The sequence below is a fragment of the Pseudomonas sp. Pseusp16 genome, assembly GCF_047324915.1.
In the GTDB taxonomy this organism is placed as follows: Bacteria; Pseudomonadota; Gammaproteobacteria; order Pseudomonadales; family Pseudomonadaceae; genus Aquipseudomonas; species Aquipseudomonas fluorescens_CD.
Genome location: NZ_CP168522.1, coordinates 2547291 through 2568583 on the forward strand (window position 1 = coordinate 2547291; position 21293 = coordinate 2568583).

The 21293-nt window shown below is 59.8% G+C and carries 19 protein-coding genes; 6 read left to right on the plus strand and 13 right to left on the minus strand.

All coding sequences use genetic code 11. The features are described from left to right. The first annotated feature begins 6 nt into the window (after positions 1 to 6). Together ACEN8Q_RS11400 and ACEN8Q_RS11405 are read left to right on the plus strand one after the other, a co-directional pair. Complete coding sequence (locus ACEN8Q_RS11400; RefSeq protein ID WP_413705194.1) at positions 7 to 1416, plus strand: MBOAT family O-acyltransferase; 1410 nt, start codon at positions 7 to 9, stop codon at positions 1414 to 1416. Further along, on the plus strand, positions 1416 to 2570 hold the full coding sequence (locus ACEN8Q_RS11405; RefSeq protein WP_413705195.1) for an alginate O-acetyltransferase AlgX-related protein: 1155 nt from the start codon (positions 1416 to 1418) through the stop codon (positions 2568 to 2570). The genes ACEN8Q_RS11400 and ACEN8Q_RS11405 overlap by 1 nt, the downstream gene beginning before the upstream one ends. Positions 2571 to 2769: 199 nt before the next feature. Here ACEN8Q_RS11405 and ACEN8Q_RS11410 read toward each other — a convergent pair whose 3' ends face one another. Further along, the gene (locus tag ACEN8Q_RS11410) at positions 2770 to 3291 is read right to left on the minus strand and encodes a DUF3016 domain-containing protein (RefSeq protein WP_413421332.1); all 522 of its coding nucleotides are present in this window, start codon (positions 3289 to 3291) and stop codon (positions 2770 to 2772) included. 396 nt (positions 3292 to 3687) lie between these two features. Between ACEN8Q_RS11410 and ACEN8Q_RS11415 the strand changes: the two genes are divergently transcribed. Next, the gene (locus ACEN8Q_RS11415) at positions 3688 to 3900 is read left to right on the plus strand and encodes a hypothetical protein (RefSeq protein WP_008021224.1); all 213 of its coding nucleotides are present in this window, start codon (positions 3688 to 3690) and stop codon (positions 3898 to 3900) included. A 158-nt stretch (positions 3901 to 4058) separates the two neighbouring features. On the opposite strand, the gene ACEN8Q_RS11420 is transcribed toward ACEN8Q_RS11415, so the two are convergent. Then, complete coding sequence (locus tag ACEN8Q_RS11420) at positions 4059 to 4511, minus strand: Lrp/AsnC family transcriptional regulator (protein ID WP_413421330.1); 453 nt, start codon at positions 4509 to 4511, stop codon at positions 4059 to 4061. A gap of 189 nt (positions 4512 to 4700) precedes the next feature. Between ACEN8Q_RS11420 and ACEN8Q_RS11425 the strand changes: the two genes are divergently transcribed. From ACEN8Q_RS11425 to ACEN8Q_RS11435, 3 genes are read left to right on the plus strand one after another with little or no spacing between them, the layout of a single operon-like run. Continuing rightward, on the plus strand, positions 4701 to 5318 hold the full coding sequence (locus tag ACEN8Q_RS11425) for a LysE family translocator (RefSeq protein WP_413421328.1): 618 nt from the start codon (positions 4701 to 4703) through the stop codon (positions 5316 to 5318). A 21-nt stretch (positions 5319 to 5339) separates the two neighbouring features. Continuing rightward, a complete protein-coding gene (gene panB / locus ACEN8Q_RS11430) occupies positions 5340 to 6182 on the plus strand; it encodes a 3-methyl-2-oxobutanoate hydroxymethyltransferase (RefSeq protein ID WP_413421326.1) in 843 nt (280 codons plus the stop codon). Between the two features lie 13 nt (positions 6183 to 6195). Then, positions 6196 to 6681: a MaoC family dehydratase gene (locus tag ACEN8Q_RS11435; RefSeq protein WP_413705196.1), complete on the plus strand. Its 486-nt coding sequence runs from the start codon at positions 6196 to 6198 to the stop codon at positions 6679 to 6681. A gap of 106 nt (positions 6682 to 6787) precedes the next feature. Here the strand turns inward: ACEN8Q_RS11435 and ACEN8Q_RS11440 are convergent, their stop codons facing one another. The 11 genes from ACEN8Q_RS11440 to ACEN8Q_RS11490 form a co-directional block, all read right to left on the minus strand. Further along, a complete protein-coding gene (locus ACEN8Q_RS11440; protein ID WP_057396421.1) occupies positions 6788 to 7810 on the minus strand; it encodes an ABC transporter permease in 1023 nt (340 codons plus the stop codon). A 56-nt stretch (positions 7811 to 7866) separates the two neighbouring features. After that, on the minus strand, positions 7867 to 9432 hold the full coding sequence (locus ACEN8Q_RS11445) for a sugar ABC transporter ATP-binding protein (protein ID WP_413705197.1): 1566 nt from the start codon (positions 9430 to 9432) through the stop codon (positions 7867 to 7869). Between the two features lie 70 nt (positions 9433 to 9502). After that, complete coding sequence (locus ACEN8Q_RS11450; protein ID WP_007994285.1) at positions 9503 to 10429, minus strand: sugar ABC transporter substrate-binding protein; 927 nt, start codon at positions 10427 to 10429, stop codon at positions 9503 to 9505. Between the two features lie 172 nt (positions 10430 to 10601). Further along, complete coding sequence (locus ACEN8Q_RS11455) at positions 10602 to 11639, minus strand: Gfo/Idh/MocA family protein (protein WP_413705198.1); 1038 nt, start codon at positions 11637 to 11639, stop codon at positions 10602 to 10604. Between the two features lie 131 nt (positions 11640 to 11770). Then, entirely contained in the window at positions 11771 to 12781 is a 1011-nt protein-coding gene (locus ACEN8Q_RS11460) for a Gfo/Idh/MocA family protein (RefSeq protein ID WP_413705199.1), read from the minus strand. Positions 12782 to 12820: 39 nt separating this feature from the next. Next, positions 12821 to 14752 carry a 3D-(3,5/4)-trihydroxycyclohexane-1,2-dione acylhydrolase (decyclizing) gene (gene iolD / locus ACEN8Q_RS11465; RefSeq protein ID WP_413421315.1) on the minus strand — a complete coding sequence of 644 codons (1932 nt, stop codon included), beginning with the start codon at positions 14750 to 14752 and terminating at the stop codon, positions 12821 to 12823. A gap of 153 nt (positions 14753 to 14905) precedes the next feature. Next, positions 14906 to 15727 (minus strand): TIM barrel protein, encoded by an 822-nt coding sequence (locus tag ACEN8Q_RS11470; protein ID WP_413421313.1) that lies wholly within the window; start codon positions 15725 to 15727, stop codon positions 14906 to 14908. A gap of 25 nt (positions 15728 to 15752) precedes the next feature. Next, positions 15753 to 17255: a CoA-acylating methylmalonate-semialdehyde dehydrogenase gene (locus ACEN8Q_RS11475; RefSeq protein ID WP_413705200.1), complete on the minus strand. Its 1503-nt coding sequence runs from the start codon at positions 17253 to 17255 to the stop codon at positions 15753 to 15755. A gap of 30 nt (positions 17256 to 17285) precedes the next feature. Next, positions 17286 to 18095, minus strand: coding sequence for a 5-deoxy-glucuronate isomerase (gene iolB, locus ACEN8Q_RS11480; RefSeq protein WP_413705201.1), 810 nt, complete (start codon positions 18093 to 18095; stop codon positions 17286 to 17288). Further along, on the minus strand, positions 18092 to 18985 hold the full coding sequence (gene iolE, locus ACEN8Q_RS11485) for a myo-inosose-2 dehydratase (RefSeq protein WP_413705202.1): 894 nt from the start codon (positions 18983 to 18985) through the stop codon (positions 18092 to 18094). Before iolE ends, iolB begins: the two co-directional genes overlap by 4 nt. Positions 18986 to 19060: 75 nt before the next feature. Then, positions 19061 to 20998: a bifunctional 5-dehydro-2-deoxygluconokinase/5-dehydro-2-deoxyphosphogluconate aldolase gene (locus tag ACEN8Q_RS11490; RefSeq protein WP_413705203.1), complete on the minus strand. Its 1938-nt coding sequence runs from the start codon at positions 20996 to 20998 to the stop codon at positions 19061 to 19063. Between the last annotated feature and the right edge of the window lie 295 nt (positions 20999 to 21293).

The following is a 21293-nucleotide window of genomic DNA, read 5'->3' on the forward strand; positions in this document are numbered from 1 at the left end:
ACCACCATGGTTTTTGCTTCTCTCGAGTTTCTGACGTTGTTCCTGCCGCTGTTCCTGTGTGCCTATGCACTGTGCCCGGCCGCCTGGCGCAACGTCACGCTACTGATCGGCAGCTGGCTGTTCTATGGCTGGTTGAGCCCACGGTTCCTCGCTGTGCATGTGGCGCTGACGATCACGGCATGGGTCGGCGGCTTGCTGATTGACGCCTTGCGGGAAGAAGGCAAGGGCCGCGTGCGGTTGCTCGCAACGCTGATCGTGCTCAATACGGCGGTGCTGTGCTGGTACAAGTACGCCAACATCGTAGCCGGCACGTTGATCGATGCCGCCACCTGGTATGGCGCCATGCCCCTGGACTGGCAGCGGGTCATCATGCCGGCCGGGCTGTCGTTTATCGTCTTGCAGGCGATTTCCTATCTGGTGGATGTGCATCGCCATACCGTGCCGGTTGAACGCAGCTTCATCAACTACGCCACCTATATTTCGATGTTCGGCCATTCGGTCGCCGGCCCCATCATTCGCTATGACTGGGTTCGGCGTGAGCTGAATCAACGTTACTTCAACCTGCAGAATTTCTCGCTGGGCGCACGCAGGTGTATGGTCGGGATGTGCATGAAGGTCCTGGTGGCCGACACCCTGTCGCCCGTGGTCGATGTGGCGTTCAGTTTGCCGGCCCCCAGTTTCCTCGACGCCTGGGTTGGCTGCCTTGCCTATTCGTTGCAACTGTTCTTCGACTTCGCCGGCTACAGCGCCATGGCCATTGGGCTGGGATTGATGCTGGGCTTTCACTTTCCCGAGAACTTCGACCGTCCGTATCTGGCCAACAGCATCCAGGACTTCTGGCGCCGCTGGCACCTGTCGCTGTCCAGTTGGCTACGTGACTATCTGTATATTCCGCTGGGCGGCAATCGCAACGGCACCTGGAAAACCTACCGCAACCTGTTCCTGATCATGGCCATCGCCGGACTCTGGCACGGTGGCGACAGCTGGAACTATCTGCTGTGGGGCTGCGCCCATGGCCTGGCGTTATGCGTTGATCGTGCCTGGAGCCGTTCCACCCTGCCCTCAGTACCGCCGGTGCTGTCCCATGGACTGACATTGTTGTTCGTCTGCCTGGCCTGGACACTGTTCCGCGCCCCCGACTTTCATGGCGCGCTGAACCTGTACGCCGGACAGTTCGGCCTGCAGGGCATCGCCCTCGGTGACGAACTGTCCGCGACCCTGCGCCCGGTACTCGGCCTCGCGGGGTTGCTGGGGGTGTTCGGTATCGTCGCACCGCTGCTGCGCCCTTACTGTGAGAAACGACCGGGCGGCCTTGTGCTCTTCGCCGCCACCCTTTGGCCCATCGCCGGTTTCATGCTGTCGTTCGCCCTGATCGCCAGTCGCGAAACCGTACCCTTCCTGTACTTCCAATTCTGATGACGATCCCAAGGCACACCCCGCCCCCCAATCAGCCAGATGATCTGGCGACACGCAGCAGTCGGTTGGCAGGCGTGGCGCTGCTGATATTCCTGTTCGTCGGACTGCTGTCCTCTGGCAGCCTGATCGTTTCAGGGCAGATCTCGCTGTCGGCCGATAAAGTGCAGGCTCCGCAGTTTTTTGATGGCGATATCACGCATCGGATCGCCAAGGAACTGTCGAACGCTCAACTCCCCACGACCTTCGCCGAACTGGAGCGCGGTGTCAGTTGGCTGCTCCTCGGTGACACCGGGCCGAGGGTTCGCCCGGGTTGTCCTGACTGGTTGTTTTTGGCCGATGAGCTCAAGGTCCATCATCACGCGCAGCGCAATGCCGAGGCCAAAGTCCAGGCAGTGATCGATCTGCAGCAGCAGCTCTCCCAGCGTGGCATCCGCCTGTTGGTGGTCATCGTTCCAGACAAGAGCCGCATCGCTGCTGAGCAGCGTTGCGCACTGCACCGCCCAGCCGCTCTCGAAGGGCGCATCCAGGCCTGGACCTCGAAGCTGGCTGTGGCTGGCGTGTCGAATCTGGACCTCACCGCTGCGCTGACGCCACTGGGGGCCAGTGCCTGGTTGCGCACCGATACGCACTGGAGCGAATCCGGCGCGAAGGCGGCGGCCGAGGCCATCGCGCAGCGCCTGAAGACCCTGGGCATCAGCGCAACGCCACGCAGGTCGTTCAACGAAAGTCATGCCCCGCTCGCGGTGCGACCTGGCGATCTGGTCCATCTGGCGGGCATCGACTGGCTGCCGCTCAAATGGCAACCCGCCCCCGAAATGGTCGCCCAGACCAGCACCCACGAACTTCCCGTAGCATCAGCCACCAGCCCTGACACAGAGGCAGACCTCTTTGGCGATGCCGACCTCCCCGATACCGTGCTCATCGGCACTTCATTCTCACGCAACTCCAACTTCGCCGGGTTTCTGCAGCAGGCGCTGGGCGCCCCCATAGGCAACTTCGCCAAAGACGGCGGAGCGTTCTCTGGCGCTGCCAACAGCTACCTGAACAACCCGGCCTCCAAGGAAACGCCGCCAAGGCAAATCATCTGGGAGATCCCGGAGCGGGACCTGCAGACGCCTTACGTCGACCCCATTACCTATCGCTCGTTGCGGTAGGCCAATCGCAACCAGCCGAACCGACACCCGGTACTGGGCTTTTCGTATCTGCCCTGTCACACCTTCGTCACACCTGCCAGGCACAATGCACTCAGCCAAAGGGATTTGGCCCATCTACAGAAAGCCCGGCCAGTGCCGGGCTTTTCGTTTCTGCCCCATGCCTCCCATGTCGCAAGGGTGATTCACAATGCAGAGTGGTTCAATTCAACCCGGTCTGATGTTGCCCGGCGAATTGTCTGTGGAACCAGTCCGAGAGCATGGCCTTCTCGGAGTAGAGTCTGTCACTTCTGTTGGCGCGCCCCGGACGTTGGAGGTAGAGCTGATCCATGACCCTGGCGTCGGCCTGGCTCACGATCTGGCCGTTTTGTTTGAGCACGTAATGCAGATCGATGCTCGGCCAGGTAATGTCGCGCATGAAGCGCACCTGATAGGCATTTAGCCTCCAGGGTTCGTAACGACCGGCCAGATCGATGTTACGTATTTCAATTTGCAGCTGCTGGCCGGCTGGCAGGTACCGTTCGCCAAGCTTCTGGATGTAGCTGCGCAGCTCTTTCATGACAAAAGCATCGGCACCACGCTCATAACCTGGACTATCCAGGCTGGCATCGCTGAATTTTTCGGGGTTCTTGAATTCGACTTCGACCGAAGACGCTGCGGTGGCAATTGGCACCATAAACAGCGCAACCAGTGCGATCGAGGTGCAAACGGGTATTGAGCGCATGGCTCACCTCCACGTGCAGCGCTTTTCAGTGCATGCTGCACCGTGTTTAGTTTACGCCTGAGGTGCATGTCAGGGCACTGACATGATCCATGGTCCTTCTTCCAGGTGGCGACCTCGACTGATGGATCAGTGCTACATCGCAGACAGGCGGCCACTGAGCAGGTTTTTTTCATTCCAGCGACATGCTTTTCACGAAACGCTCACAGAATGGAGCGCAGATTAAACGGACAAAAGGACTTGACCCCACACAAAAAGCCCGCCACCGCGCGGGCTTTTTGCTGCCTGCCAAGCTATGGCTCAAGAGCGCTGCGTTTAGTCAGTAAACACGCGGCATCGTTAACGACCATCGTCGGAACGCCGCCCGGAGCAAGCTCGCTCCTACAGGAGGATCAAGCCATGCCGACCAACGACCTCGTCCCTTCCCTGATCTACAAACTCAACGAAAACCAACTCGCCATAGCTGCGGCCGTGGAAGATCTGTCCGTTTGGATTGAACAGCTGCATGGGCCCGCTGAAGACGGAGCCAGAATCCGCAACTCACTGACCAAGCTGGATGAAAACCTGGAATTCATCACGCGCGGGGTCGCCGAGTTGTTGAATGATCGATAGTTCTGTCGGGGCTTTCCCAACAAGCAGGATGATGGGCATGTGGACGTGAAAGTGGTAGGCAAGCCGGTGGGTGATTGCCAGGCCCGATTAAAAAACCGTAAGGCCCTCTCTAGACGACGTCAAGACGACACGCCGCCTGTACCTGCGTTTTACCACCATCACAAAGGAAGCGGCCTATCCTGAATGACCCGTTTCATAACGAGGGTCGAGGTCAACCGTTGTACGTTGGGCAAGGTCGAAAGGCTCTCATCGTATAGCTGTTGGAAGGCTGGCAAATCCTGAGTGATGACGTGCAGCAGGTAGTCCGGCTCCCCAAATAACCTCTGGGCATCGACCACTTGCGGGATCTCAACGAGCGCCGTCTCGAAAGCCTCGACAGCCTGCCGGTCGCCCTCACGAAGCGTGGCAAACACCATCGCTGAAAAATTCAGGCCGAGTGCGCCTGGGTCCAGCTGTGCCCTGTAGCCAAGCAACACACCTGACTCTTCCAGTGCCCGTACTCGCCGATGGCAAGGGGAAAGGCTCAACCCAACTCGCTCGGCAAGCTCAGTGACCGAAAGACGGCCATCCTTTTGCAGCTCAGCAAGAATCTTCCGGTCAATTCTGTCCACGCAGAACAATCTCCCAATCTACAAACTAAAAACGACCATCTTTGAAAGATAATTCTAACCATATTTCATTAATCTTCCTCCGATCATTAACAACCGTACCCCTCTTCAGAAAACAAGAGGGGCGGCCTTAGATGTGAGAGACGGGATGATGAATTACGCGGTGAATGATGAACCGGCGCAGGTGACGCCATGACCTTCAGTGTTTTTGTTGCCTTCTGGGCGGTGTCGATTTTGTTCGTCATCACACCCGGAGCCGATTGGGCCTACGCGATATCGGCCGGTTTGAAGCATCGAGTCGTCATACCCGCTGTCGGCGGACTGTTGTCCGGCCACTTGATCGCCACAATGGTGGTAGCCGGCGGTGTTGGCACTCTGGTCGCCAACCACCCCGTGGCCATGTCCGTGCTAACGATTACCGGGGCGGGTTACCTGCTTTGGCTGGGTATCAACATGCTCGTGCGCCCCGCCACACCGCACGCGGATGAGGTTCAGGCGTCAGGCTCATGGAAGCGCTGGGCGCTCAAAGGGCTTTGCGTCAGCGGGCTGAATCCAAAAGTGTTTCTGCTGTTCCTGGCGCTCCTGCCTCAATTTGCCGACGCCACTGCACCCTGGCCTGTACCGATGCAGATGATTGCACTCGGGCTCGTCCACACTTTCAGTTGTGGCGTGATCTACCTTCTGGTCGGATTTGGCTCGCAGGTTGTTCTTCGGGCACGCCCGGCCGCCGCACGCCTGGTCAGTCGTTTTTCTGGAGCGGCCATGATCCTCATCGCAGTGGCTCTGTTTGCCGAACAACTGCTGGGTTAATTCACCTTCAACGAGCCTCCCATGAACGATCAGCCTTCACCCTATGGCAACACCCCTCTCGCCCGGCAGACGACACGCATCCGAATACCGCACCTGAAACAGATGAAAGTGGAGGGCCAGAAATGGGCAATGCTCACCGCGTATGACATGTACAGCGCAGCCATTTTCGAAGAAGCCGGAATACCCGTCCTGCTGGTAGGCGACTCGGCCTCCAACAACGTTTATGGCAACGAGTCCACGTTATCCGTCACCGTTGACGAACTGATCCCTCTGGTTCGCGCCGTCACCCGCTCGACTCAACGGGCACTGGTGATTGCCGACCTTCCTTTCGGCTCTTACCAGGGCTCGGTGGAGCAATGCTTCCACACTGCCGTGCGATTCATGAAAGAGGCCGGTGCGCATGCGGTCAAACTTGAGGGGGGGATCGAAGTACTACCTCAAGTCGAGAAACTCGCCAGTTCAGGCATACCCGTCATGGCGCACATCGGCTTCACACCACAGCAGGAGCATCAATTAGGTGGCTATCGCGTTCAGGGCCGGGGTGAGGACGCGCAGCGACTGATAGACAGTGCCAAAGCGTTAGAAGCAGCTGGCGCATTCGCTATCTTGATCGAAATGGTGCCGGGTAATGTAGGTCGAGCGATCACCGAAGCGATTTCAATTCCGACCGTCGGGATTGGCGCTGGCAACCAGTGCGACGCTCAGGTTCTGGTCTGGCAGGACATGACTGGACTACGCACCGGCCGCATGCCGCGATTCGTCAAACAGTACGCCGACCTTCGTTCGGTACTTCACACCGCGGCAAGGGATTTTGCACTTGAGGTGGAGGCAGGAACATTTCCTGGCCCCGAACACACTTTTTAGCCAGGAAGTCGTTATGAAGAGTCCGAGAGAACGCGCTGCCGAAGGCCTCCAGGTCAGAGACCGCTTCACGATAGTCCGCTGCTTTTCAGATGACGATATTCGTCAATTCGCGCAGATTTCACGAGACTACAATCCGGTTCACTGTGATACGCGCTACGCCGTGATATGCAGGTTCAAGGAGCCCATCGCCCACGGACTTCTGACAGCCAGCCTCGTCACCGAAATTGGCGGGCAAATCGGTTGGCTGGCAACCGGGATGACTTTCGCATTCAAACGACCGGTGTATGCGGGAGAACAGATCACCTGCCACTGGCTCATCACTGACATCGATGAACGCGGTCACGCAAAAGCCGAGGTCAGAATACTCAACGCAGAGGGAATCACAGTGCTGGAGGCGACTACGACCGGAGTGCTACCCGGAGCTGAAGAGCGTGAATGCCTCAAGCAGATGATTGCTGAGGGAGATTCCGCCAACGGTGCCGCCCGATCCCCCAGTTGATAGCCTGGAATCGATGGCAAGCAGTTTCCAGTTTTACTTCAATACGTGATGGGGGGTAATGCAAAGCGAGAGCCAGAACTGGCCCTCGCTGTTTTTGCAGTCAAATTCAGCGCTTGAGTTTGCGCTTGTTACGGTATTGGTCGATAACCACCGCGACTACGATGATCAGGCCCTTGATGATGTCCTGGATGTAGGCATCGACCCCGACGAAAGTGAACCCGCTGGCCATCACCCCAAGGATCAGTGCACCGATGACGGTGCCGGTGATGCGCCCCACCCCGCCCGCCAGGCTGGTACCGCCGATAACCGCTGCGGCAATCGCATCCAGTTCATAGGACATGCCCATCCCGGCCTGCCCGGTGGCAGCACGGGCCGAAGCGACCACGCCCGCCAGTCCCGCCAGCAACCCGGCGATGCTGTAGACGATGACCAGATGGCGTTTGACGTTGATACCGGACGTACGCGCCGCCTGCATGTTGCCGCCGATGGCGTAGGTGTATTTGCCGTACTTGGTGTAGCGCAGCGCGATGTGGAAGATCACCGCCACCACCAGGAAAATGATCACCGGCATCGCGCCGTGACCGATGGCCGTGTAGGAATCCGATAGCATGCTCACCGGCTGGCCTTCGGTGTAGTAACGCGCCAGGCCACGGGCCGAGACCATCATGCCCAAGGTGGCAATGAACGGTGGAATCCCGGTGATCGCAATGATACTGCCGTTGATTGCCCCCGCCAGCAGCCCGACACCGAGCCCGACAATCACTGGAATCCACACCGGCAAGTCGGTCAGAGACGGGAATACTGCCCGAGCGAAATCCGAGGTCTGCGCCAGGCTGGCAGCGATCATCGCCGATAAGGCCAGCACCGAGCCCGACGACAGGTCGATGCCGGTGGTGATGATCACCTGGGTCACGCCAATTGCCAGCAGGCCAATGATCGACACTTGCAGGATCATCAAGACCAGCCGCTGGGAGTTCATCAGGAAGCTCTGGTCGCGCACGATCCAGCCGAACATTTCGAACACCAGGCCGATGCCGATCAGCACCAGGAAGATGCTCAGCTCGGTCGGAAAGCGCCGACGACTCTTGACCGGTGCCGTTGCTGGCTTGTTTTCCAGTATCGCGTTCATAACCACTCACCCTTCTATCGCATCGTCGACGCTGGCCGAGCCAGCGCCGGCATCCATTAGTGAACCACGGACATGCCCGAGGCCAGTTGCATCACTCGCTCCTGAGTCGCTTCGCTGCGGTCGAGGGTGCCCATCAGGTCGCCCTCATGCATGACCATGACCCGATCACTCATGCCGAGTACTTCCGGCAGCTCCGAGGAAATCATGATCACCGCCATGCCTTCGCTGGCGAGGTAGGAGATAAGCCGGTAGATCTCGGCCTTGGCGCCGACATCGATGCCGCGGGTCGGCTCGTCGAGAATCAGGATTCGTGGATTGGTCATCAGCCAGCGCGCCAGCAAGGCCTTCTGCTGATTACCGCCGGACAGCGTGTCGATGCATTGCTCGAGCGACGGGGTTTTCACCCGCAACTTCTTGCACATGTCTTCGCACAGGGCGCGCAGGGCTTTTTGCTGGATGAAACCGTGGCCGGCGTAGTGCGGCAGCACCGCCATCTCCATATTCTCCAGCACCGACAGGCACGGGAACAGGCCGCTGAGCTTGCGATCCTCGGTCAACAGGGCGAACCCCTTCTCGATGGCCATGTGCGGATCGGTAATGCGCACCACTTCACCGTCGAGGCGAATCTCGCCACCGTCGCTCGGGGTGATGCCAAAGATCGCCTCGGCGATGTTGGTCCGTCCCGAGCCCATCAACCCGGCAATGCCGAGGATCTCGCCGGCATGCAGATCGAAGGAAACGTCCTTGAAAATGCCATCGAGCCTGAGGTCGCGTACCGACAGCAGCAGATCGCCGATCGGCGTCTCGCGCACCGGGAATAACTGGCTCAGTTCACGCCCGACCATCATCGAAATCAGGCTGTCGCCGTCCATGCTGTCGGCCCGTTGCAGGCCGATGTAGGCGCCGTCGCGGAACACTGCCACTTCGTCGGCGATGCTGAACACCTCATTCATTTTGTGGGTGATATAGATGATGCCTTTGCCCTGGCGCTTGAGGTCGGCAATGATCGAAAACAGGTGGGCGACTTCCTTGACGGTGATGGCCGAGGTCGGTTCGTCCATGATCAGGATGTCGGAATCGTAGGACACTGCCTTGGCGATCTCGACCATCTGCCGTTCGGCGATGCTCAGGTTGCCGACCTGTTCTTCCGGATCAAGGTTGATGCGCAGGCGCTCAAGCAGCTTCGCCGTGCAACGGTGCATTTCCCGGTGGTCGATCATGTGGAAAGCGTTGAGCTGCTCACGGCCAATCCAGATGTTCTCGGCGATGCTCATGTGCGGCATCAGGTTGAGCTCCTGATGGATCATCGCGATCCCGGCCTGCAGCGCCGCCAGGGGCGTTTCGAACACCACCGGCTTGCCCCGCAGGCGCAGTTCGCCGGCGTCCGGCTGGTAGATGCCGGCGATGATTTTCATCAAGGTGGATTTGCCAGCGCCGTTCTCGCCCATCAGGGCCAGCACGGAACCGGGGCGTACCCGCAGTTGTACGTCGGACAAGGCCACCACCCCGGGGAATCCCTTGCTGACGTTGACGATCTCCAACAGGTACGGCTCATCGACAGGTATTGCGGTTGGCTGCCCCCCCATCAACGGGGTGCTCGAAGCAGTCGCTGAAGCGAACATGATCAGGTACTCCATCAGCAAGGTCGCGGTTGCCACCTTGCGTGTTTATTGTTGTTATTGAACGGACGGACTATTTGAACTGGTCAACGTTTTGCAGCGTGATCAAGCGATACGGTACCCATACGGCCGGCTCGACCGGCTCGTTTTTGGCCATTTTCACTGCTGTCTCGATCGAACCGTCTGCCTGACCCTTGGCGTCCTGAAACACAGAGACGACCAGAGACCCCTTCTTCACGGCGTTCAAACCGTCAGGCGTACCGTCGACACCGGCGATCAGAATACTGCCCTTTTCCACTCCGGCCTGTTGCAGAGCCATCGCGGCACCGATGGCCATCTCGTCGTTGTTGGAGACGACCGCATCGAACTTGCGGCCCTGTGTCAGCCAGTCGTTGACCAGGGTCATGCCCTTGTCCCTCAACCAGATGCCGGTTTGCTCTTGCTCGATCTTGATGTTGGGGTACTTGGCCAACACCTCTTTGACGCCCTTGGTACGGTTGGTGGTGGAGTTGTTCGCCAGGTCGCCCAGCAGAATCACGATGTCGCCCTTGCCGCCCATTTTGTCGGCCAGGTATTGCATCTGCATCTGCCCCGCCTCCAGGTCGTTGGAGGCGACGGTGACCACGCCTTTGGGCAGGTTCAGGTCATCGGGACGGCGGTTGACGTACACCAGCGGAATGCCGGCCTTGACCGCCGATTCAGTGATTTTCTTGGTCGCGGCGGTATCCACCGGGTTGACCACAATGGCGTCGACCTTCTGACTGATGAAGCTTTCCACCTGGCTCAACTGCCGGACCACGTCGCTGCGCGCGTCTTCGAACTGCAGCTTGACGCCATCGGGATAGGATTTGGCTTTTGTGTCCATGGATTCGCGCAGGTAGGTCAGCCAGGTGTCATCGAACTGCGACATGCTGACGCCGATCTTCATGTCAGCGAGTGCGGCACCACTGGCGAACATCAGGGACAAGGCGAGTGAGGCGAAACGGATCTTGGTCTTCATGAAAAGTCTTTCTCCACATTCTTGTTGGTTTTTATGGATAAGGCGTGACGATTTCAGTAAGCGGACAAGCGGGAAAAGAGTCGGAACCGGGAGCGAGGCAGCTCACTGGAAATGACTTTATTGGAAAATATTTTCCATATCAACTCATTTTAGAATTTTATTATGATTTTGTTCATTGACGTTCGAGTGGGCTCAATTGCACCACCTGATGGCGCTCGGCACTCAGCCGCGCAGCGTCTAGCACACGGGTGGTCGCCAGTGCATCACGGGCGTCCACAGGCATTGGGCCACCGCTCTGCAATGCGGTTTGCAGCTGTAAATAGAACTGATTCCAGCAACCGCGCTCGGAGGAAACCCTTTCGCGCACTTCGCCCTGTTCGAACCAGCCCCAGCGGCGATGCTCTTCCACGCCCCAGCGTTCACCTTCGGATTTCGGTGTGAGCCCGGCGAGCACCGACGCCTCCTGCCCGTCCAGGCCATCGACGCTGTAGCAACCCTGAGTTCCGGTCACGCGAAAGCGCGGGCCGGGAGTGTTTTGCAGGCAACTGCCACCCAGGTGCGAGGTCACGCCGTTGACGTGAACCAGGGACATAAAGAAGCCGTTGTCGAAGACCTGGCCTTTTTCGACGTAATCCAGTTCGGCGTACACCCGAGTGACGGGGCCGAAAAGCAGCAGCGCCTGATCCACCAGATGGCTACCCAGATCGCGCAGGAAACCGCCGCCACTGCCGTTGTTCACCGACGATGGCGAATAGCGTTCGATTCGCGATTCGAAGCGGGTGACCTGGCCCAGCGCACCGGACTCGATGAGTTTGCGCACGGTGAGAAAGTCCGAGTCCCAACGCCGGTTCTGGTAGACGCTCAGTTGCACACCCTGGCGCTCGGCCATGGTGATCAAGGTTTGCGCCTGTTGCGCGTCGGCGGCGAACGGCTTGTCGCTGACCACCGCAACATTGTGTTCGATGGCGTCGAGCACCAGCGCCGGGCGACCTTTGAGCGGCGTGGACACCACCAGCACATCAACCTCGGCTTCGACCAGTTGGCCGATGCTGTCGAAGGCCGGCACGCCGGGGTGTTCTGCCGCCAGCAACTGGCGCCGCTCCGTTGAACGGGTAACCACACCGACGAAGGTTGCACCCGGCAAACTGCTGATCAGCGGAGCATGGAAAAACCGGCCGCCATGGCCGTAACCGACAAGTCCGATACGCATGAAAGTATTTCCCCTGAAAGAACGCGGACCCTGTGGGAGCGGGCTTGCTCGCGAAGGCGGTGTGTCAGGCAACATCTTTGTCGACTGAAGGACCGCTTTCGCGAGCAAGCCCGCTCCCACAGGTATTGCGGTTAGCCGTAGAAGCGGGGGCGATCAGGGAGTGCAACTTTGACAATCGCTCCGCTGTTCTGCGCCTCGATGCACGCATCCGCCGCCACCGCCGCTGCGAAGCCATCCCACGCCGAAGGCCCGCCAACCTGCCCGGCGCGCACGCCATCGATGAACGCCTGCAACTCAACGTCATACGCCGCGATGAACCGATCCTTCCAGTCCATCAGAATCGCGTTGGACAGCTTCGCCCCGCTACGCAGTTGAACCTGGGACGGCTCCGGCAGCTTGGCGATGCCGGTCTCCCCCACCACTTCGCACTGGATGTCGTAGCCGTACTGGCAGTTAACGAACACTTCCACGTCGATGCGCGTGCCCTTGGCAGTTTCCAGCAGCACGATCTGCGGGTCTTTCAAATGCGCGAGCGCCTTGCTGCTCTTGCGTGGGAACACCACTTGCACCGACACGTAATCGTCGTCGAGCAACCAGCGCAACACGTCCAGCTCATGGATCAGCGTGTCGGTGATCGCCATGTCGGTCTTGTAGTTTTCACCCACGGTCGGGTTGCGGTGCGCGCAGTGCAACATCAATGGCTCGCCAATCTGACCACTGTCGATCACGGCCTTCAGTGCCCGATAACCTTCGTCATACGGGCGCATGAAACCGACCTGGACCAAGCGTTTGCCGTAGGCCACTTCGGCCTCGACGATTTTGCGGCAGCCTTCAGCGGTGACCGCCAGCGGCTTCTCGCAGAACACCGGCTTACCAGCGGCAATCGCGGCCAATACGAACTCTTCGTGGCTCGGGCCCCAGGAGGTGACGAGGATCGCTTCAACCTCCGGCGCTTTGATCAACGCGTGGCCGTCGGGATAGACCTCGGCGGTCAGTTTCAGGTCGGAAACGACCTTCGCGGCTTGCTGCAAGTTGATGTCGGTTACAGCGACGACCTGACTATTGAGCAAGGTCTGGCTGCAACGACGAATGTGATCCTGGCCGATGGCCCCGGTACCGATGACGCCAAGCTTCAAAGACATTTAATGACTCCTAGATTTGTTGCTGTTCGTTCAGGGCAATCAGTACTGACGGGCTTTGGCCAGTCGTTCATTCAGGGTCTTGGCCACCGCCTCGGTGCGGGCGCTGGTGGAGACTTGCGCCACGCCGACCCGCCACCACGACAGGTAGCCGTGAATCATAGTTTTGGGCAGCACCTTGATGTCGATCAGCGTCGACACCGTCTGCAAGCGCGCATCGGCCAATGCCGCCTTCAGTTCTTCGACCGTGGTCACCTTGTAGGTCTTGCAGCCATAAGCCGCTGCGCTCATGGCGAAATCCACCGGCACGAACCCGCCGTCGAGCTTGCCGGTTTGCGGGTTGCGGAACCGGAACTCGGTGCCGAAGCTGTCCATGCCGTTGCCCATCTGCAGGTTGTTGATGCAACCGAAGGTCATGTTGTCGAGCAACACCACGTTGATCTTGCGTCGTTCCTGAATCGAGGTCGCCAGCTCCGAGTGCAGCATCATGTAAGAGCCGTCGCCGACCAGCGCATAGACCTCACGCTCCGGCTCGGCGAGCTTCACACCCAACGCGGCGTTGACCTCGTAACCCATGCAGGAATAGCCGTACTCGACGTGGTAGGTGTTCACACCCTTGCTGCGCCAACTGCGCTGCAAGTCGCCAGGCAGGCTGCCGGCAGCGGCGACGATCACTGCGTCGTCCGCCAGGGTTTCATTGAGCACGCCGAGCACGCGGCTCTGGGTCAGGCAGGAACCGGTCAGTTCGATGAATTCGCGCAGGACGGCCGGGTCCATGTGGTCGTTGATTTCCGGGACGAAATCCTTTGCCTGATACTCCACCTGATAGATGCGATCGACTTCTTCATCCAGTTGCGCCTTGGCCTGACGCGGCTGATCACCCCAACTGGAGCGATAGTCACCCAGGGCATCAGCCAAGGCGTTCAAGCCGGTTTTGGCGTCGGCCAGCAGTTGCACCCCGTCGAGTTTCAGAACGTCGCAGGGACTGATATTAAGATTGAGGAACTGAACCTCGGGGTGTTTGAACAAGGATTTCGAAGCGGTGGTGAAATCGCTGTAACGGGTGCCGATACCGATGATCAGATCAGCATCCCTGGCCAACAGGTTCGCCGCCAGGCAACCGGTTTCACCAATGCCTCCGACGTTCAGCGGATGGCTGGACACCAGCGCACTCTTGCCCGCCTGGGTTTCGGCGAAGGGAATATCGAAGCGCTCGGCAAACGCTTGCAACGCGCTGTTGGCGCCAGAGTACTTGACCCCGCCACCGCAAATAACCAGCGGTTTGCGCTTGCCTTTGAACAGCGCCAGCGCATCACCCAGCATGGCCTCGGTGACTGGACGACGCTCGATGCGGTGCACGCGTTTTTGCAGGAAGTAATCGGGATAGTCGTACGCCTCGGCCTGCACGTCCTGCGGCAAGGCCAGGGTCACGGCGCCGGTTTCGGCCGGATCGGTGAGCACACGCATGGCGTGGATTGCCGCCGTCATCAGTTGCTCGGGACGGTTGATGCGATCCCAGTATTTGCTCACAGCCTTGAATGCATCGTTGGTGCTGATACTCAGGTCGTGGAACTGCTCGATCTGTTGCAGCACCGGGTCCGGTTGGCGACAGGCGTAGACATCACCGGGCAACAAAAGCAATGGAATGCGGTTGGCTGTCGCGGTGGCGGCAGCGGTCAACATGTTCGCCGCACCTGGCCCCACGGATGAAGTACAGGCGTAGATCCTGCGCCGCAGGTGTTGTTTGGCGAAACCGATCGCCGCGTGAGCCATGCCTTGCTCATTGCGGCCCTGATGGACGATCAGGTCACCGCTGTCTTGCTCCAGGGCCTGCCCCAGGCCCAGCACGTTGCCGTGGCCGAAGATGGTAAAGATCCCGGCGACGAACTTGCTCTGAACCCCATCGACCTCGATGTACTGGTTGTCGAGGAATTTCACCAGGGCCTGGGCCATGGTCAGTCTTGTTGTGGTCATGCTTGCACCTTCCTTTGAGGCCGAATCCGGGGTGTGCGGTGAAAACCAATCACTGTGGGAGCGGGCTTGCCCGCGATAGCGATCTACCTGACACATCAATCTTGAATGTGCTGCCGTCATCGCGGGCAAGCCCGCTCCCACAGGGGATCTCCATCAACCTTGAGATTTCTGCAGGTGATCCATGCTCGCGCCGATCGCCCGTTCGATATCTGTCAGGCCATGGACGCTGTCAGCAAAGGGTTCGAACGACAGGTAGCCGCTGTAGCCGCTGCTGAGCAAGGTGTCGATTTGTGCCGCGTTGCCGAGAATGTCACCCTCGCCCACCAGCACCCGATGGCCGTCACGAATGGTCGCCAGCGGCGCCTCGGCATCCTCGACGCCGGAGATGTGCACCAGCCCGGTCAGCTCGGGAAAGAACTCATGCTCGCTGGCCAGGTGATGGTGAAAGGTGTCATGCACCAGGCGGAACACATCCAGCCCGCCGATGACCTTGATCGCATCGACGGCCGTGCGTTTGCGGCGCAGCGAACATTCTTCGAAACCCAGCGGCTCGATGAAACCGAGGATGCCGTGATCGCGCAGGATCGGCGCCAGCTGACTCAATGCCGTGCGCAGGCCTGAAGCGCGCTCGGCTTCGGTACGCAGGTCGGCACGATCGTTCAACGGGCACATGACCAGCCCTTGGGCGCCACAGTCCCTGGCATAGGCAGCGAGCTTCAAGGTTTGCGCACGGCGCTCGTCACTCCACACATCAAACGGATACAGCGCGTTGATCGACAGCACGGTGATGCCTTTGGCTGCGCACAACTCGCGCACACGCTCGGGCGCGGTGCCGTCCTCGATCTCGACGCCTTTGAGGTCGTTGCGGATCTCGATGGCGTCCGCCTTCAGGGTCACCGCCAACTCGATGAACGCGGGCAGGGACAAACGTGGGGCAACCATACGGTTCAGGGCGAAACGCAGGGGTTTGCTCATTATTGTTGTTCTCCGCACAGGTGAATTATTTGGCCGTTGGCATGCTGAATTCAGGGCCCTTGGCGATACTGTCGGGCCAGCGTTGCATCACGCTTTTGTAGCGGCTGTAGAAGCGGATGCCTTCTTCGCCGTATGCGTGGTGATCACCGAACAGCGAGCGCTTCCAGCCGCCGAACGAGTGCCAGGCCATGGGCACCGGAATCGGTACGTTGATACCGACCATGCCCACCTTGATGCTGCGGGCAAACGAGCGAGCAATGCCGCCATCGCTGGTGAAGCAGGACACGCCGTTGCCGAATTCATGGGCGTTGATCAGGGCCACGGCGCTGGCAAAGTCCGGCACGCGAACGATGCCAAGCACCGGGCCGAAGATTTCCTGCTGATAAATGCTCATCTCGGTCGTGACGTTATCGAACAGTGTCGCGCCGACGAAGAAACCATTCTCGGCCCCCGGCACCTTGAAGTGGCGGCCGTCGACGATCAGCTGTGCACCCTGGGCCACGCCCTGATCGATGAAGCCTTCAACCTTGGCCTTGTGTTCGGCAGTGACCAGCGGCCCCATGTCGGTGTCACCCAGCAGGCCATTGCCGACTTTCAATTGATCGATACGCGGCAGCAGTTTGGCGATCAAGCGGTCGCCGACATCGCCGACCGCGACGGCAATCGAGATCGCCATGCAGCGCTCGCCCGCCGAGCCGTAAGCGGCGCCAATCAAGGCATCCGCCGCTTGATCGAGATCGGCATCGGGCATGACGATCATGTGGTTCTTCGCCCCGCCCAGCGCCTGCACGCGCTTGCCGCGTGAAGTGGCTTGCTGGTGGATGTACTCGGCAATCGGCGTCGAACCGACAAACGAAATCGCCTCGATGTCCGGGTGTTGCAGCAAGGCGTCGACCGCCGTCTTGTCACCCTGGACCACGTTGAACACACCATCCGGCAAGCCGGCTTCGGTCAGCAGACGGGCCATCAGCAAACTGGCGGACGGATCGCGCTCGGAGGGTTTGAGGATGAAGCAGTTACCGGTAACCAGCGCCAACGGAATCATCCACAGCGGCACCATCACGGGGAAGTTGAACGGCGTCACCCCGGCGCAAACACCCAGGGGCTGACGCAGGTTCCAGTTGTCGATGCCGCCACCGATGTTGTCGCTGAACTCGGTCTTCAGCAGGTTCGGCGCACCGCAAGCGTATTCGACGATTTCGATGCCGCGGGTGACTTCGCCTTTGGCGTCCGAAAAGACCTTGCCGTGTTCGCGGCTGATGATTTCTGCCAGTTCGTCGTGATGGCGATCGAGCAGCTCCTTGAACTTGAACATCACCCGCGAACGCCGCAGGGACGATTGCTCGGACCAGGCCGGAAAGGCTTTCAGGGCCGAGGCGACCGCCTCGTCCACGGTCTTGTCGCTGGCCAGCCCGACGCGCGCCTGCACGCTGCCAGTGGCCGGGTTGAAGACGTTGCTGAACCGCTCGTTACCGCTGTCCTGCACCTGACCGTCGATGTAATGGCCGATTACCGGGGCGTCGCTCATCGTTATTGCTCTCCGTGCAGATAGTGGAATTCAGAGATCCAGCAGCCAGCTGTGCTGCGGATCGTTATGGAACTGCCAGACGCGTTTCGGACCGGCCATCACGTTCAGGTAATACGACTCGTAGCCGTAGGGCACGCTGACCGGGTGATAGCCCTTGGGCACGACCACCAGGTCGCCGTTTTCCACGGCCATGGCCTGATCGATGCTGCGATCGTCGGTATACACCCGCTGGAACACGAAGCCCTGGGGCGGGTTGATCTGGTGGTAATAGGTTTCTTCGAGAAAGCTCTGGTGCGGCAGATCGTCGGTGTCGTGCTTGTGCGGCGGGTAGCTCGACGAGTGCCCCGAGGGCGTACGCACTTCCACCACCAGCAGCGAATGGGCCGGCTCGGTGTCCGGCAGGATGTCGCAGACGTAACGGGTGTTGGCGCCCTTGCCGCGCACACTGCGTTTCATGGTTTCAGGTTTGATCAGGCGGGGGCCGAGGGTTTCGGTGGTCGAACCAGGCGCAGCGCACACGGCAATTTGCACATCGCTCAGGGCGACCACCTGGGCTTGACTGCCGGGCGGCAAGTACGCGGCGACCGGAGACTTGTCTTCGAACACCGACTGCCGATCGCCAAGGTTGTCCCAGTCGAATGCGCCCTGCCCCGACGCTTCACCCTTGATGCTGACCCGGCCGCTGAGCAGCACCAGGCACAGTTCCTTGTCACCGGCAGCGACCGGCAGGGTTTCGCCGAGGCTCAAGCGGTAAGCGGCGAAACCGACGTATTCAAGCTCACCCTTGCCCAACTCGACCATGGTCCGGCCACGGGCATTGCTTTTGACCAGCAGGCTCATCGTGCAGTCCTCTCGTCGAGCAGCGCGCGCAAGGTGTCGAAGCCTTTTTTGGCATAGGCGTAGCTTGGGGCCACCGCCGGGTCCTGCTCGGCCTCGACCACCAGCCAGCCGTGGTAATCGGCCGCCAGCAGCACGTCGAGCAGCTCAGCGAAGTCGATGTCGCCATCTCCCGGCACGGTGAAGGTGCCGTTGATGATGCAGTCCGGGAAGCTCCACAGATTGTTGCGCGCCAGCTGCACCACCGGTTTGCGCACGTCCTTGAAATGCACATGGCAGATGCGTGAGATGTGTTTGCGCAGCACCTGCAAGGGTTCACCGCCGCCCATGTAGCAATGGCCCGAATCGAACAGCAGGCCGACTTCGCTGCCGGTCAACGCCATCAGCTTGTCGATGTCCGCCGGGGATTCGACGTAGGCGCCCATATGGTGGTGATAGGCCAGACGTACGCCCTGGGACAAGGTGAAACGCGCCAGCTCGGTGAGCTTGTCGGCGTATTCCTGCCAGGCCTGTTCGGTGTGAAAACGCGGGCGTTCGACCAGGGGAATGCGCTGGCCCTGGATGGAGTCCGCGACCTCGCCATAGACCAGCACCTTGGCGCCGTTCTTCGCCAGCAGTTCGACATGGTTGCCGATGGCGTCGATTTCCTCGGCCACCGAGCGGTGGGCCAGACGACTGGAATACCAGCCGGACACCAGCGCCAGGTCATACGGTCGCAGCACATCGCCAACGCCCTTGGCGTCCTTGGGGAATTTTCCGTTGAGTTCAAAACCTTCGTAACCGATTTCCTTGCCTTCGCTCAGGGCGGTGCTCAATGGCGTCTCGCCACCGAGGGACGGCAGGTCGTCGTTGCTCCAGGAGATCGGGTTGATGCCAATTCGGATAGCGGGCATGGCTGCACCTTTTATTGTTTTTACATTAACCATCAAGTCTGGCGCTGCACCCCTGTGGGATCGCGCGGTGTTCCATCAAGCGCGGGCAGTACGCCAGGCATCGATCAATTCGACGAAGGTGCCCTGCACCTGTCGAATCAGCGCCTCATCGTCGATCTCACCGGCCAGCCACGCGCGGCTGGGCTCCTGGAAAATCGTCCGGCCCACGGCGAACCCACGGCATGTCCGGCTCTGGCTGGCCTGTTGAAAGCCTTCGGCCAACGCTGATGCCGGGGCATTCAAGCCCAGCAACACCACACCACGGCAGTACGGATCACGCTCCTGAATCAGTTCGTCGAGTTGCTTCCACTCCTCGGCGCTTTGCGCTTCGATCTTCCACCACGCCGGGTAGATGCCCAGGTTGTAGAGGCGTTTGAGGGCGCGATACAACACGTCCGGGTGCGTCGAGGGGTGATCCTTGGGCGGGATGATTTCCAGCAGCAGTTCATGACCGCTGACCTGGGACGCCTGATACAAACCCTTGATCTGCGCCTCCTGTTCCAGGCGCAGTAACGGTTCGTCATCGGGGTGAAATTGCACCAGGCACTTGATGATCTGCTCTTGTGGCCAGGCGATCAGGTTGCTGCCGATCGAACGCCCGTGTTCGAAGGCCAACGGACGGGAGCCTTGTACCTCGACCGGCCGCGCCACCCACCAGCCGCGACCGGTGGCGGCGTTCAGTGAATCCTGGCCGAAACGTTGATCGGCCAGCAGCCCGACATCGGCATCGATGCCTTGCTTTTGCAAATCGGCGTCGACCCGCTCCACGGCCCGGATAAAAAGCTGCTTGAGCTCGCTGATGGAGTTGAGGTCACGGCCGCCCTTATGGGCCAACTCCACCAATTGCCAGCGATGGTCGAACGCAAAGATGAACAGTTGCTTCCACTGTTTGCGCGGCACGCTGACCTGATGCAGGCGTTGCAACATTACGTCCTGATCCGGACGCGTAATCGGTACCGGGCTGTTGAACAGGTAATCCAGTTCGGCGCGGGTCGGCATCGCCGGGGCGCAGGCATGGCGCGACACCACCAGGCCACCGCAGGCATTGGCCAGCTGGCAGCAGCGCTCATCGCTGGCGTCCTCCAGCCAACCGCTGAGGAAGCCCGACATGAAGGCATCGCCGGCCCCCAGCACGTTAAGCACCTCCACACGCACGCCAGGATAAATCGCACCGTCTTCAAGACGGGCCGGGATCTCTCCATGAATCACCGTGCAGCCTTGCGGGCCGAGCTTGATCACCAGGGTCGCGTCGCTCAATCGACGGACATTGCGCAGCGCGGTGAGCAAATCCCCGGAACCACCGGCAATCAGAAACTCTTCTTCGGTGCCGACAATGAGATCGAAACGCGGGAGGATTTTCTGCACATGCTGACTGACGTTCTGGTCAGCGACGAAACGGGTTTCACCGTCCGCCTTGCCAGCCAAACCCCAGAGCACCGGGCGGTAGTCGATGTCCAGCACCCGTTTGACGTTATGCTTCTGTGCATAGTCCAGTGCCTGGATGCTCGCCTTGTAGACGCCGTCGGTAGAGAAATGCGTGCCGGTGATCAGCAAGGCCTTGCTGGAGGCGATAAAGGCTTCACTGATGTCTTCGGCCCGTAGCGCCATGTCGGCGCAATTTTCGCGGTAGAACACCAGAGGAAAGGTTTCGCGGTCCTTGAGGCCGAGCAACACCATCGCCGTCAGGCGCTCCGGATCAACCTTGATAGCGCTGGTGTCGCAGCCTTCGCGGGCCAGGGACTCGACCAGGAAACGCCCCATGTGGTCGTCCCCTACCCGGCTCAGCATCGCTGACTTCAGCCCCAGGCGAGCGGTGCCGAAAGCGATGTTGGCGGACGATCCACCGAGGTATTTGGCGAAGCTGCTCACATCCTCCAGCCGCGCCCCGACCTGCTGTGCATAAAGGTCGACGCCAAGGCGCCCCAGGCAAATCAGATCCAATTGACGTCCACTGGCAAAACGAGTCTGGCCCATGCTGGCTCCTGTTATTTTTATCAGCCTGTGTTCAGGACGATGACCGCGCCGAACACTCTTGGTGGATGCAGACTAAAACGACAGGGATCGAACAATCAATAATTATTCCAAATATTTTTTACGTGGAATATTTTTTCCAATAAACTTCAGTACAAGCGTTCCAGACGCAGTGCATCGTTTCAGCAAGCTGCTGACTGCTGCAAGCTCAAGATTTTGTTCGGGCCTACCCTGTAGACTGCGCACAGCCAACCTATTGTCCTGGGACGCGGTGAAACATCGTCGCTATAAGAACAAG